Genomic DNA, 13,100 nt, shown 5'->3' with positions numbered 1-13,100 from the left:
TCGTGCGGGTGTGCCGACCGGACGACCACCCGCCCGGATCATCTCCGGTGCGGGTGGTCCCGTAGTCGTGCACACACGGTGAGGGCGGCGGAACCCGTGGGTTCCCCCGCCCTCACGCTGTGCGTCAGGTCAGACGGTAACGACGGTTGTCAGCTCGTGGCCTCGGCCGAGGGCTCCGTCGCGGTGGCCTTCCAGTCCCAGAACCCGTAGAAGATCGTCGGGTTGATGGAGATCGGCGCAGGACCCTCGAGCTTGCCGCTGTTCCAGGCGTGGATGCCGGGGAACTGGAAGATCGTGGTTCCGAACGCGTCGGCCCAGAGCTGCTTCTCGACGTCCAGCTGGAGCTGCGCCTGCTCCTTCGGGTCGATGGACACGGCCAGCTGGTCGAACAGACCGTCGACCGTGGTGTTGGAGTAGTGGCCGTAGTTGTTGATGCCACCGGTCCGGTAGTTGGCCTCCGACTCCGTCACAGCGGTGGACTCGGACTGCCAGCCGAAGAGCGATGCGTCGTACTCGCTCTGCTGGCTCGACAGCTTGGTGCCCCACTCGGTGGCGGGCGCCGAGGCGTCGATCATCTGGAAGCCGGCCTGCGTGGCCGGGTCGCTGATCAGCGCGAACTCGTTGACACGGCGCGGGTTGTCACCGTTGAAGGCGAACCGGACCGGGATCGGCGTCGTGATGCCGGCGTCAGCAAGGATCTGCTTGGCCTTGGCGACGTCCGCGTCCAGCGGGTAGGCGTCCGAACCGTTGTTGGCGACCATGTCGTCGTAGTTCGGGGAGCCCGGCAGGTCGATGAACGAGTTACGAACCTCGGCGTCCGGGTTCAGCGGGACGATCAGGTTGTCGACAATCGTCTGACGCGGGATCGCGGTGAGGAACGCCGTGCGGACCGCGAGGGCCTTCGCAGCGTCGCCACCGTAGGTCGCCGGGTCGAACGGACCCTTGTTGTCGAACACGAGGTCGACGTGCTCGTAGGTGCCCTCGATCGCGTTGTCGACGGTCACGCCGTCGAGCGCCTGGAGCGCGGTCAGGACGTCAGCCGAGGCCTGCGGGCCGATGAGGTCGACCTCACCGTTCTGCAGCGCCTGGACCTGGCCCATCGGGTCGTCGATGTAGCGGACGGTGATGGTGTCCGGGCCGCCCGCGTGGTCACCCTTGTACTTCGGGTTGCGCTCGAGCGTCAGGTACTGGTTCTCGACGAACTCCGAGATGACGTACGGGCCGTTGGCGACCAGCAGCGACTTGTCGTCGGGGAGCTTGGTGAACTCGGTGCCGCTGTTCCACCACTTGGCGAGGGGCTTGAGCTTCTCGACGTCGTCGTCCTGGATCGCCTTCACGAGGGCGTCCGTGGCCTCGGTCGCGTCGGTCAACTCGAACGCGTGCATCGCGGCGACGTGCGCCGGGACGGTCGCGGCGATGAAGTTGAGCTCCCAGTCACCGAACGGCTTGTCGTAGACGTAGGTGATCGACTTGTTGTCGTCCGAGATCTCGGGGGTCTTGGTGACGAAGGCCGCGCCGGGGGTCACACCGTCGAAGTAGACACCGGTCGTGTAGTCGGTGGTGTCGTTGCCCTCTTCGTCCGTCGTGCCCTCGATCGTGTTGAGCGCACCGGAGGTGCCGGCCCAGCCGAGCAGGAGGTCCGCGGCGGTGACGGGCGTGCCGTCCGACCATGCGGCGTCGTCGTTGAGGGTGTACTTGACCGTCAGCGGGTCGTCCGACGTCTTCTCGTACGTGCCGAAGCCCTCGTTCTTCTGGAGCTTGAGGTCCGGGTCGTAGAAGTTGAACGTCTCGTTCGTGAGGTACGTGATGACAGCGTTCTGCGTCGCGTTGCCGTTGGACGAGTCGGTGTTCGTCTCGAACAGCGGCGACTCCCAGGCAACGTTGACCGCGGTCTCCTGGTTGATACCGGAGTCGTCGGTGCTGTCGTCGCTGCTACCGCTGCTGCACGCAGCAAGGGCGAGAAGGCTCAGCGAGGCGACCGCAGCGGTCGCGGCCTTCCGTGTGATCTTCAATGTTCCTCCTGAAACGGTGGTGGGCCTGCTGGATCGCTCGGGCGTCGATGGTCACGACGCACAGGGGTGCAGAGCCCTCCGGGGGTTGCGGACACGTTAGTGAAGCAACAATGGACAATTCGGACACCGGGCGGCAGAACCGATGATCGTTACGCTATTGATACTGACTGGTACGTCCACGATGTGAGATCGTCACCCCGCAGAAACACCACGGTTACCTGTCCGATGCAGAGCGGACGAGTGGCACCCGGGCAAAATCCCTGCCGATCGACCGCGCATCTGCTATGGACCTACGACAGCCGCTGGGCCCCGCTGAGAGCGCCCTGTGAGGCCGGAGTCCACTTTCACCGTACTCCCGGCAATTCGGAAACGCCCGCTGAGCAGGGACAATCGCGCCATGAGCGTCATCTCGGTACTGCATCGGCTCGGTCACAGCCGCTGGTTCGCGCGAGCAGGGCGGGCGACGTCCGCCCTCGACCGGCGGCTGCAGAAAGCCACCAGCGGGCGGCTCAGCATCCTGGGCAAGCCCACGCTCCCCCAGCTGATCCTCACCACGACGGGCCGCAAGTCCGGTGAGCCGCGCGAGGCCCTCCTGCTGTACGCCGTGGACGGCGACGGGTGGGTCCTCATCGGTTCCAACTGGGGACAGGACCACCACCCGGCCTGGTCCGGCAACCTGCTGGCCGAGCCGCGCGCGACCGTGACGATCGCCGGTGTGAGCACGCCCGTCACGGCGTCGCTGGCCACGGCCGACGAACGGGCTCGCCTGCTCCCGGCTCTCCTGGCCGTGTGGCCCGCCTATGAGACGTACGCCTCCCGCGCGTCCGACCGCGAGCTCCGCGTCTTCCGACTCGCGCCGGCTACCACCTGACCCCAGCTCTGGCTGACCCCGGTCGGACGGGACGGAGACGTCGCCGGAGCACCCGCGGGATGGAGCAAACACGAGCAGCGCTCACTTTCGCGGCGAGCTCGTCCGGGCGCGTTGGCGGTAGGCGCGGGCCTTCATCACCTCGCCGCACTCGTTCATCGAGCACCAGCGACCCGATCGGTTGCGCGAGCTGTCGTAATAGATCCACTGGCAGTCGGGGTTTGCGCAGGCTTTGAGGCGGAGCCAGTCCCCCGACGCGTGCGCGCGGTAGACGTCGGCGATCAGGGACGCCACGGTCGGGTCCGATCCAGCCGGCGCCAGCGACGCTCCGGCGCCGTCGAAAGTGACGGCGAGCGGGCTTGTCGCAGCGATACGAGCCAGCCCGTCCAGGTCGCCGCTCGTCACGTACGCGCGCAGGGCGTCGCGCAGAGCGATCAGAGGCCCCGGCCCTCCGACCATTCGTTCGACGCCATGGAACCGGTCGTCGGTGTTCAGCAGGGCGCGCACGCGCTCCAGTCCTTCGGGAGCCACGCCCGGCTCGGAGCCGAGGGCGACCCACTCCAGAAGCTCGTCGGTGTGAACGGTTCACCCCTCGTCTCGTCGAGAACGCCCTTGACGCCGGGCGCCGCTCGCCACAATAGTCATCACCAGCGTACCTCGTTTACTGGTGACGCTGCGACACCTTGGACCGACGGGACGAGAGAACTGATGACTGCCACCGCGACTGAGAAGCTGGGCTGCGACACCTCCGACATGCTGCACATCCACGCACTGTTCCGCCGCGCGTTCACTGACCTGCCCGGCCTCGTCCGGGGCGTGCCGGACGGCAATCGGGCCCGCATGCATCCCGTCGCCGGCCACGTCCGCGAGGTCGCCGCCGCGCTCCACCACCACCACGAGGGCGAGGACCTCCTCCTGTGGGACACCCTCGAGCACCGAGCGCCTGCCTGCGCGCTGCACGTCGGACTGATGAAGAGTCAGCACGCCGCGACGGCAGGACAGCTCGAGCGCCTCGACGACCTGATGCCGACGTGGGAGGTGGCGGCCGACGGAGTGGCCCGCGACCACGTCGCGGACCTGCTCAGCGAGATGCGAACCACCCTCCTCGCACACCTGGGCCAGGAGGAGGCACAGATCCTGCCGACCGCGGCGACCGTCATGTCACAGCGCGAGTGGAGCCTCCTGCACGAGCACGGGATGGCGTCGATCCCCAAGGACAAGCTGCTCCTCCAGCTCGGCTGGATCCTGGAGATAGTTCCTGCCGACGAGCGCACCGCGTGGCTGCGCACGAACCTGCCCGCCCCCGCGCGACTGCTGTGGAGGACGGTGGGCAAGCGGCAGTTCGCGGCGCACCGCGCCCGCGTCTACGGCAGCTAGCACCCGTCCAGGTACCGTCCGAAGCGTGGAGATCCTGCACCTCACCCACCGCGCGGACTGGGACGCGGCTCTGGCCGAAGGCAGCTACCGCTGGTCGACACGCGGCCGCACCTACGAGGACGTCGGGTTCATCCACGCCTCGTCCAGGGCTCAGCTGCCCGGCGTCGCTCAGCTCGTCTTCGCGGACGACCCCGCCGAGCTGTGCATCCTGCTGCTCGAGACCGACACCATCACGGCCTCCGGCACCCAGGTGATCTACGAGGACGGCGGCAACGGCGAGATCTACCCGCACGTCTACGGCCCGATCGACCCCGCCTGGGTGGTCGACGTGGTCGCCGCGCACTTCGGTCCGGACGGCGCCTTCGCGTGGGGTCCCGCGCGCTGACCAGCCCCCGGACGGGCGCCGAGCTACGGACCGCCGCGCCAGTGGTCGATCCGGTGGTGGTCGGGGACGAAGCCGTGCCCGACGCCCCACAGCACCGCCTGGGTCCGGCTCTCCGCGCCGATCTTCGCGTAGGCCGACCGGATGTACGACTTCACCGTGTTCGGGCTGAGGTAGGTGAGCGCGGCGACGTCGGCGTTGCTCAGTCCTTGCGTGATGAGCGCCAGGATCTCCGACTCGCGGTCGGTCAGACCTTCGCCGCGCCCGGGCCAGTCCAGGCCGTTGGCCGGTCGGGCGCGCCCGGGCACCTGGCTGATGACGACGTCGCCGGCGTGGACGGCCTCCAGAGCGGCGACGAACTCGCGCGCCGGCAGCGCCTTGGACAGGTAGCCCCTCACACCCTGTGCGCGAGCACTGGCGACGAGGTCCGGGTGGAAGTTCCAGGTGTAGACGACCACCCGACGCGCGTTCGGGTTCCGCACCAGGACGCCGATCTCGTGCTGGTCGGACTCCGGCTGCGCGAACGAGTCGTACAGGACGATGTCGACGACGTCGTCGACCGGCTTGTTCGTGTCGATCTCGGCCACGACGACGCGGTCGCGGTACTGGTCGAGGATCTTGGCGACGCCCAGGACCACGACGTCGTAGTCGTCGACGAGCGCAACCGTGATCGGTCCTCCAGACTGGGGCACACGTCGACCGTAGACCCCCCTAGGGGTGTACTGCACCAGCCCTAGGGGTGGTGAGGTCGAGGGAAGTACCTCCCCTCAGAAAGGCACCACCATGCTGGGACTCATCATCACCGTCATCATCGTCGGGCTCATCGCCGGGCTGCTCGCGCGCCTGCTCGTCCCCGGCAAGCAGAACCTCTCGATCCCCATGACCATCGTCATCGGGATCATCGGATCGTTCGTCGGCGGGTTCCTCGGCTACCTGCTGTTCCACAAGGACGCCGACGACGGCTTCCTGCAGCCAGCCGGCCTCATCGGGTCGATCATCGGCGCGATCATCGTGCTGCTGATCTGGATCCGCGTCGGCGGTCGCCGCTCGATCACCAACTGACCGGCCGGCCGGTCCCGATCCTCCACGACCGGGACCGGCCGCCGTCCGTCGCGTTCAAGCAGCGTCGGCGTACGCGAGCCGGGCGCCACAGTGGCGGCACCGGAACAGGTACGCGGTGTGGTCACCGAACGCGTCGAGCGACGGCAGGGCATCCTCGGCCCACCCGTCCGCGAGCAGGGCCGCGACGACGTCCGGGAGGGTCGACACCTCCGCCCAACCTGCCTTGCCCACGAACTCCGCGGCGTCGCCACAGTGGAACAGCCAACGCTCCTGCTGCCACCCGACGAAGCCAGGGGTCCGTCGGACGATCTCGTCGAGGACGTCGTCCGGGATGCCTTCGGGCGCGTCGTCCACCGTGGTGAACTCGGCATCGAACTCCTCGGCAGCAGTCCCGTCCGCGATGCACCACGGACAGATCGACTCGATCTCGTGCAGCGCGTACGTCGGGCCCGCGTACACGTAGCCCCGAGCCGACCCGCACCGCTCGCACTCGTCGGCGGACGCACGGACCGAGCCCGTACGGAGGGGATCGGGGTGGTAGCGGAAGCTCGGCAGGGCGTCGGTCACGGGAACGAGTCTGCCCGAGCCCCTCAGGCGGAGGACCTCACGCCGCGCCCACGGCGAGCCCCGCGACCTGTGAGCCGCCGACGCCGGCGCAGAGGGGGATGTCCGCGCACGGTGGGTCGGAGTAGCGTTCGGATCGCGCCGTGAGACGCCGATGTGTGGATGTCGAAGTCGATGTCGATGGTCGGGTGGAGGACGGGATGGCCAAGCGACTGCCGCCCCCTGGGCCGCTGCCCGAGGGCCAGAACCCCGGCTGCGACACGTCGGGGTTGATCCTGGTCCACCGGATCTTCCGCTGGCTGTATCGGGAGCTCCCCGAGCTGGTTCGCGAGGTCGGGCCCGGTGACACCACCCGCGCGGCCGTCGTCGGCCGCTACGCCCACCTCGACTTCTTCGCCCTGCACATGCACCACGAGACCGAGGACATGGTGCTGTGGGACAGGCTGGTCGCGCGCGCACCCGGGKGCGCGCTGCACGTCGGTCAGATGCGAGCGCAGCACGCCGAGGTCGCGGCGCGGCTCGCGACGATCGAGCCGCAGCTCGAGCCCTGGGTGGTCACTGCCGATCCCCGGCTTCGCGACGCCTTCGCCACCGACATCGAGGGTCTCCGCGACCTGCTGTCGACGCATCTCGGGCAGGAGGAGGACGACATCCTCCCTGTCGCGGGAGAGGTGATGTCCCAGCAGGAGTGGGACTTCATGGAGGAGCACACGCGCGCCACGCTCATGGCGCACCGCAAGGAGCTCGGCAAGGACGTCATGTCGCTGCAGCTCGGCCTGCTGATCGCGAGCGTCCCCGAGGCCGACCGGGAGGACTGGGTCCGCGCCAACGTGCCCGCCCCGATCCGCGTCCTGTACCTCCTCCTCATGAAGCGGAAGTACGACAGCGCGATGCGGGAGCTCTATCCGGATCGGCCCGTACCCACGATGGTGTGACGCGGCGACCCTGAGGCGGAGGAACCCATGTGGCGACGCGTGACGCTCGACGTCCACCTCGAGCACCCGCCGTCACGCGTCTACCCATACCTCGCCGATCCGGGTCGGTGGCCCGAGTTCGCGCCTGCGGTCGACTCCCGCCGCCCGTTGGACCGCGGTCCCCTGGAGGTCGGGCACCGGTGGGCCGCGGTCGACCGCATCGGGCCGTTCCGTGTCCGGTTCACCGACGTGCTCGAGGTCGTCGAGCCCGACCGGCGCGTCGTGTGGCACTCGACGTCGCCATGGAACTCCCGCGTCGAGTACGTGTGCACCCCCGACGCCGGGGGCACGCGCGTCCATGCCGACTACGGCGGCGACGTCGCCTCCTGGCTCCGGCTCTTGGCGCTCCTGCCGACATTCGTGCTGGCCCGGATCCTGCTGCGCGACTTCACCGGCCTGCGCCGGGTGCTCGAGGCGGAGGACCGGGCTCGAACCCCCCGCGCGTGACGTTCGCCTCAGCACAGATGGGGCTTCGCCCCATCCGCATCCACGCACAGATCAACCCCTGCCCCACCATCCAGGTCGTCCACCCCGGGACCGCCGAGCAGCAGGTCCTTCCCCTCGTCGCCGTCCAGCTCGTCATTCCCGAGCCCCCCGATCAACAGGTCCTTGCCATCCCCACCGATCAGGTGGTCCGCACCGGACCCGCCGATGAGCACGTCCGGACCGCCGAGGCCGCAGAGCACGTCATCCCCATGTCCACCGATCAGCACGTCCTTCCCGGGAGTTCCGGTCTGGGTGCACGCCTCCGCAACGGGTTCGGCGATCTCGACCGAGCCCGCTTCACAGTCGATCCCTCCCGGTCGGGCGACGCCGCGCTGGTCGACCGTGAAGACCGTGCACGAGGCGGCGGGAACCGCGCCCGCGGCGGGGCTGGTGCCGAGAGGCAGCAGGGTCTGGGTCGGGCCGCCGTTGTCGGTCAACGGCCCGAGCTGCGGGTCTCCGACGTTCGTCTGGTCGCCGGGACCTGCCACGAACGCGCACGAAGCATCGCCGCCGACGTTGAATCCCGACGAGATCGTCGTGCCGGCGATCGCGCAGTCGGTACCCCCGCCCGCAGCCGTCGCGACGATCGAGCCGAAGCTGTCGAGGTCCTCTCCGGTGCCGAGGTTCGCTCCGGTCGGTGCGCTGTTGCCGACCAGGGTCGCGTGCTGCAGGAAGACGTCCCCGGTGCTGGTGTAGACCCCGCCGCCGGTGACAGCCGCGGTGTTGCCCGAGAACGTGGAGTTGCCGACGTGCACCTCCCCGGTGGCGGCGTAGATCCCGCCGCCACGTCCTTCGGCGCCGGTCGCCGAGTTCGCGCTGAAGGTCGAACCCGTGAGGACGATCTGCGCCGGAGGCGGATCGTCGGACAGCTCGATGATCGAGACGACCAGTCCACCGCCCGGGCCAGTGCGCGTGTTGCCGGCGATGGTGGAGTCGGTGATCGTGGCGGTCCGCTCGTCGGTCGGCTGGTCCTGGTCGACGCTCCACTGGATGCCGCCGCCGAGGGTCGCGCCGGACGGGACGTTCCCGGTGATCGTGGAGCCCGTGACCACGAGGTCGCCGCACGCGGAGCAGACCACCCCCGGTCCGCCGTTGCCGACGGCCGCGGAGTTGAGGAACGTGAGCTCCCCATCGCCCTGGCCGGTCGTCGAGACGCCTCCCTGGCCGTTCTCGCTGATCGTCGAGTCCGCGATGCCGACCGCTCCGTCGATCGCACCGATCCCTCGGCCGGTGTTCTGTGTGATGGTCGACCCGTCGACCGAGATGCCACCGAACGAGACCCTGATGCCGGTGCCGGTGTTGGGTCCGACCATCGAGTCGACGAGCCCGATGCTCGACCCGCTGCCGAGCTCGCCGCTGTTCAGCACGGGACCGGTCGCGGCGTCGTTGCCCGACACCGTCACGCCGGTCAGGTCGACGTCGCCGTTGAAGCGCAGCGCAGCACCGTCGATGCTGTCGCCGCCGGTGATCGTGAGGTCGCCGAGGACGACCTGCGCGGCGCTGTCGAGCTGGTCGAGCACCCGTTCGTCCGGGCAGGTCTGATCGATCGTGGAGCCGTTCCCGTTCACCGTGAGCGCCAGCATCCCGGTGTAGTCGAGGTCGCCCCCGAGATTCGCGTCCTCGTCGCCGCCGCACGAGGTCAACGGGTACGTGCTCGATGCGGCGAGGTCGATGACGGTGGCCTCAGCGGCCGCGTTGGCCGTGTCGACCGCCTCGCGCAGCGAGACGAGGCCGTCGGCGCCGTCGACCACGTCGGTCGTCGTGGTCACGGTGACGGTCGCGGCCATCGCGGGAGTCGCGACGATCGCCACCGATACCGGAGCTGCGACGAGGGCGAAGAGGCTGACGACTGCGATGCGCTTCATCATTGAAGTGATCCCCCCGAGCGGGTCGGGCCGGCGGATTCGTCGGAGCTCACCCGATCACGGCTCACCCCAGCCAGGATCCACCTATGGCGTCGCGTTCGCCATCCCCTGGTGCTCTTCGCGAAGGGGTGCCCCGGGATCGGTTCGTGCCGGCCCGCCCGATGGTCGGGTCCATTGCCACCCCCAGATGACGCCGGCCTCGGGATCCTCGTGGTTGTCGGTGTGCGCGAAGCCGAGCGACTCGAGCACACCCGTCGACGGGTTTGGGCCTGGCAGCGTGTGAGCAAGGACGTGATCGACCTCGCCGCTGGAGACAGCACGATCGACCAGTGCCCAGGCAGCGGCCGTGCCGAAGCCATGACCCCGAAACTCCGGGGCGATCTCGTAGCCGATCTCGACGGTGCGCTCCGCAGGCGGGGCCACGAATCCACCGGAGCCGACGAGCCGTCCGGTAGCCCCGTCCACAAAGAACTGCATCGACCACGAGCGGTCAGCTTCGGACGAGGTCGCCAGACGCTCCAGAGTGAAGCCGATGGCCTCGGGGAACTCGGGCCATCCGTCGGGGACAGATGAGCCGATCAGCTCGCCGAACTGCGTCCGTCCTTCGTTCAGCGCGTGCAGCAACGTCTCGGTTGCCACGAGGAGGCGGACCTGCGGTCGAGACGACATGCGGCCCGCGTCACGGCCTCGGCACCGGCGCGAAGTCGGACCGGGTCAGCCAGTGCGGCAGGTTGCGGCGCACGGCTGTCGGCCCGTCGACCGTGAGCTCGCCCGATCGGAACGCGTCGTTCCACTGCACGTCCCCGCGCCACACCCGGACGAACAGCGTGAGGGGAGTGTCGATCCGTCCCGTGACCGGATGTCCCGGGTCGAAGTCGCAGAGGTCCACCTCGGCCTGGGTGCACACGAGCCACCAGTCCCGCTGGCCCGAGGGCTGGTCACGGAAGCTGAACTGCAGCACGGTCCGCCCGGGCGGAAGCGTCTCGACGTCGACGTTGCGCTGCACGTCCCACATGAGCAGGTGCGGGTCGAAGTCTTCCTCGCCGAGCTCGGGCATCCACCGGATCCCCCACTGGCCGATCGCCTCCACGACGGACTGGAGCTCGCGCCCCGCTTGGGTGAGCGTGTAGTAGACACGCTTGCCCTGCTCGTGCCGGTCGACGACGCCGGCGCGGGCCAGGCTGCGCAGCCGCGTGGACAGCAGCGTCGGCGACATCTTGGGCACACCGCGTTGCACGTCACCGAAGGTGCGGCTGCCGGCGATCAGCTCGCGGACGATCAGCATGGTCCATCGCTCGTCGAGCAGCTCCATCGCCTTCGCGACGGGACAGAACTGGCCGTACTGCGTCATGTCCCTCCCCCGGTGCTCCAGATCTTGTAGTGGATCACTACAGATGTAGCACTGACCAGGGTGGTAGGTGCGCGATGAACCTGGGTGACACGAGCCGGAACACTCCGGCACCTCACCAAGGAGTCATCATGACCACCACCGCCACCGTTGACCTCGGCGCCCTCAAGAACATCCAGCAGCAGACCTGGAGCAGCGGCGACTACGGCAGCATCGCCTGGATCACCGTGCCCCTGGCCGACGAGCTGATCGCAGCCGTCGACCTGGTCCCGGGCAGACGGGTGCTCGACGTCGCCACCGGCACCGGCCATGTCGCCATCGCCGCAGCGCGGGCGTTCTGCCCGACCGCAGCCATCGACTACGTGCCCGAGCTGATCGACACCGCGCGGCGACGGGCAGGAGCCGAGGGCCTCGACATCGACTTCGAGGTCGGGGACGCCGAGGCGCTGCCCTACGCCGACGGGCAGTTCGACTACGTCCTCTCCGCGATCGGCACCATGTTCACCGCCGACCACCAGCGGACCGCCGACGAGACCGTACGGGTGACCCGCCCCGGTGGTCGGATCGGTCTGGCCAGCTGGACGCCGACGGGATTCGTCGGCCGGATGCTCAAGACCGTCGGCAAGTACGTCGCTCCGCCGGCAGGTGCCCTGCCTCCGACGCGCTGGGGTGACCGGCAGGTGATCGTCGAGCTGTTCGGGGACAAGGTCGACGACCTGCGCACCTGGACGACCACGGTCCGCCCGCGGTTCCTCAGCACCGAGCACTACGCCGACTTCTTCCTCACCAACTACGGGCCGACGTTCAAGGCGGCGAGCAGGCTCGACACGGCCGACCGTGCCGCATTCCGCGCGGACCTCGTCGCCCTGGCGGAGGAGTTCAACCTGGCCACCGACGGCACGTTCGTCTCCGAGTGGGAGTACCTCCTGGTCTCCGCTCGGAAGCGATGACCACACCTCCGAGCCGCAGATGACCGCGCGTTCCGCGTGCACCAGCCGGCCGGGTGGAGGACGCACGGACAGAGGCCGGAGTCGCTGACGCGACTCCGGCCTCTGCGCGCGTCACCGCGTCGTGCGCTCAGACGTTGAAGCGGAACTCCACCACGTCGCCGTCGGCCATGACGTAGTCCTTGCCCTCGATGCGGGCCTTGCCGGCGGCGCGGGCGGCGGCGACGGAGCCGGCGGCCACGAGGTCGTCGAACGAGATGACCTCGGCCTTGATGAAGCCCTTCTGGAAGTCCGTGTGGATCACGCCGGCGGCCTGCGGGGCGGTCCAGCCCTGGTGGATGGTCCAGGCGCGGGACTCCTTGGGGCCGGCCGTCAGGTAGGACTGCAGGCCGAGCGTGTGGAAGCCGACGCGGGCGAGCTGGTCCAGCCCGGCCTCCTCCTGGCCGTTGTCGACGAGCATCTCGCGGGCCTCGTCGGGGTCGAGCTCGACCAGCTCGGACTCGAACTGCGCGTCGAGGAAGATGGCGTCGGCGGGGGCGACCAGGGCACGCATCTCGTCCTGGAAGGCGGTGTCGGCCAGGCCGGCGTCGTCGGTGTTGAAGACGTAGATGAACGGCTTGCTCGTCATCAGCTGGAGCTCGTCGAGGTGCTCGATCTTCTTGCCGGACTGGGCGAGGGTCTGGCCCCGCTCGAGGATCGCCTGCGCCTCCTGGGCGGCGGCGAGCAGACCGGCGTCGGCCTTCTTCGCGCGGACCTCCTTCTCGAGACGCGGGATCGCCTTCTCGAGGGTCTGCAGATCGGCGAGGATCAGCTCGGTGTTGATGACCTCGATGTCGTCCTTGGGGTCCACGACGCCCGACACGTGCACGACGTCGGGGTCCGCGAAGGCGCGGGTGACCTGGCAGATCGCGTCGGCCTCGCGGATGTTGGCCAGGAACTTGTTGCCCAGGCCCTCGCCTTCGCTCGCGCCCTTGACGATCCCGGCGATGTCCACGAACGACACCGTCGCGGGCAGGATGCGCTCGGAGCCGAACACCTCGGCGAGCGTCTGCAGACGAGGGTCGGGCAGCGGGACCACACCGACGTTCGGCTCGATCGTCGCGAACGGGTAGTTCGCAGCGAGCACCGACGCCCGGGTCAGCGCGTTGAACAGGGTGGACTTGCCGACGTTGGGCAGGCCGACGATGCCGATGGTGAGTGCCACGTCGGACGAGT

General features: G+C 69.0%; 15 protein-coding genes. 7 read left to right on the top strand and 8 right to left on the bottom strand.

Annotated elements, in window-relative coordinates; genetic code table 11:
• Nucleotides 1-149 precede the first annotated feature (149 nt).
• On the bottom strand, nt 150-2,012 hold the full coding sequence (locus tag AC1DPN_RS09210) for an ABC transporter family substrate-binding protein (RefSeq protein WP_477084431.1): 1,863 nt from the start codon (nt 2,010-2,012) through the stop codon (nt 150-152).
• Nucleotides 2,013-2,409: 397 nt separating this feature from the next.
• On the opposite strand from AC1DPN_RS09210, the gene AC1DPN_RS09205 reads away from it, so the two are divergent.
• Nucleotides 2,410-2,883: a nitroreductase family deazaflavin-dependent oxidoreductase gene (locus AC1DPN_RS09205; RefSeq protein ID WP_477084430.1), complete on the top strand. Its 474-nt coding sequence runs from the start codon at nt 2,410-2,412 to the stop codon at nt 2,881-2,883.
• Nucleotides 2,884-2,964: 81 nt separating this feature from the next.
• Here the strand turns inward: AC1DPN_RS09205 and AC1DPN_RS09200 are convergent, their stop codons facing one another.
• Complete coding sequence (locus tag AC1DPN_RS09200) at nt 2,965-3,387, bottom strand: CGNR zinc finger domain-containing protein (RefSeq protein WP_477084429.1); 423 nt, start codon at nt 3,385-3,387, stop codon at nt 2,965-2,967.
• 201 nt (nt 3,388-3,588) lie between these two features.
• Between AC1DPN_RS09200 and AC1DPN_RS09195 the strand changes: the two genes are divergently transcribed.
• Together AC1DPN_RS09195 and AC1DPN_RS09190 are read left to right on the top strand one after the other, a co-directional pair.
• Nucleotides 3,589-4,257, top strand: a complete 669-nt coding sequence (locus tag AC1DPN_RS09195) for a hemerythrin domain-containing protein (RefSeq protein WP_477084428.1) — start codon at nt 3,589-3,591, stop codon at nt 4,255-4,257.
• Nucleotides 4,258-4,282: 25 nt separating this feature from the next.
• Nucleotides 4,283-4,642, top strand: coding sequence for a DUF952 domain-containing protein (locus AC1DPN_RS09190; protein ID WP_477084427.1), 360 nt, complete (start codon nt 4,283-4,285; stop codon nt 4,640-4,642).
• Between the two features lie 23 nt (nt 4,643-4,665).
• Here AC1DPN_RS09190 and AC1DPN_RS09185 read toward each other — a convergent pair whose 3' ends face one another.
• Nucleotides 4,666-5,331 carry a response regulator transcription factor gene (locus AC1DPN_RS09185; protein ID WP_477084426.1) on the bottom strand — a complete coding sequence of 222 codons (666 nt, stop codon included), beginning with the start codon at nt 5,329-5,331 and terminating at the stop codon, nt 4,666-4,668.
• Between the two features lie 91 nt (nt 5,332-5,422).
• Between AC1DPN_RS09185 and AC1DPN_RS09180 the strand changes: the two genes are divergently transcribed.
• Nucleotides 5,423-5,701 carry a GlsB/YeaQ/YmgE family stress response membrane protein gene (locus tag AC1DPN_RS09180; protein ID WP_477084425.1) on the top strand — a complete coding sequence of 93 codons (279 nt, stop codon included), beginning with the start codon at nt 5,423-5,425 and terminating at the stop codon, nt 5,699-5,701.
• A gap of 54 nt (nt 5,702-5,755) precedes the next feature.
• On the opposite strand, the gene AC1DPN_RS09175 is transcribed toward AC1DPN_RS09180, so the two are convergent.
• Entirely contained in the window at nt 5,756-6,268 is a 513-nt protein-coding gene (locus tag AC1DPN_RS09175; RefSeq protein ID WP_477084424.1) for a CbrC family protein, read from the bottom strand.
• A 197-nt stretch (nt 6,269-6,465) separates the two neighbouring features.
• Here AC1DPN_RS09175 and AC1DPN_RS09170 point away from each other — a divergent pair, with 197 nt between their 5' ends.
• Both AC1DPN_RS09170 and AC1DPN_RS09165 read left to right on the top strand, forming a co-directional pair.
• Nucleotides 6,466-7,200, top strand: coding sequence for a hemerythrin domain-containing protein (locus tag AC1DPN_RS09170; RefSeq protein ID WP_477084423.1), 735 nt, complete (start codon nt 6,466-6,468; stop codon nt 7,198-7,200).
• Nucleotides 7,201-7,227: 27 nt separating this feature from the next.
• On the top strand, nt 7,228-7,686 hold the full coding sequence (locus AC1DPN_RS09165) for an SRPBCC family protein (RefSeq protein ID WP_477084422.1): 459 nt from the start codon (nt 7,228-7,230) through the stop codon (nt 7,684-7,686).
• 8 nt (nt 7,687-7,694) lie between these two features.
• On the opposite strand, the gene AC1DPN_RS09160 is transcribed toward AC1DPN_RS09165, so the two are convergent.
• The 3 genes from AC1DPN_RS09160 to AC1DPN_RS09150 all read right to left on the bottom strand — a co-directional run bounded on the left by AC1DPN_RS09160 (nt 7,695) and on the right by AC1DPN_RS09150 (nt 10,941).
• Complete coding sequence (locus AC1DPN_RS09160; protein ID WP_477084421.1) at nt 7,695-9,590, bottom strand: choice-of-anchor Q domain-containing protein; 1,896 nt, start codon at nt 9,588-9,590, stop codon at nt 7,695-7,697.
• Between the two features lie 84 nt (nt 9,591-9,674).
• Nucleotides 9,675-10,229 carry a GNAT family N-acetyltransferase gene (locus AC1DPN_RS09155; protein WP_477084420.1) on the bottom strand — a complete coding sequence of 185 codons (555 nt, stop codon included), beginning with the start codon at nt 10,227-10,229 and terminating at the stop codon, nt 9,675-9,677.
• A gap of 40 nt (nt 10,230-10,269) precedes the next feature.
• Nucleotides 10,270-10,941, bottom strand: coding sequence for a winged helix-turn-helix transcriptional regulator (locus AC1DPN_RS09150; RefSeq protein WP_477084419.1), 672 nt, complete (start codon nt 10,939-10,941; stop codon nt 10,270-10,272).
• Nucleotides 10,942-11,069: 128 nt separating this feature from the next.
• Between AC1DPN_RS09150 and AC1DPN_RS09145 the strand changes: the two genes are divergently transcribed.
• A complete protein-coding gene (locus AC1DPN_RS09145; protein ID WP_477084418.1) occupies nt 11,070-11,888 on the top strand; it encodes a class I SAM-dependent methyltransferase in 819 nt (272 codons plus the stop codon).
• Between the two features lie 127 nt (nt 11,889-12,015).
• Here the strand turns inward: AC1DPN_RS09145 and ychF are convergent, their stop codons facing one another.
• Nucleotides 12,016-13,089, bottom strand: a complete 1,074-nt coding sequence (gene ychF, locus AC1DPN_RS09140) for a redox-regulated ATPase YchF (protein ID WP_477084417.1) — start codon at nt 13,087-13,089, stop codon at nt 12,016-12,018.
• Nucleotides 13,090-13,100 lie beyond the last annotated feature (11 nt).

Source organism: Cellulomonas sp. P4_H4, assembly GCF_056400865.1.
Note: the sequence above shows the minus strand (reverse complement) of the source record. Positions and strands in the feature narration are given on the sequence as shown.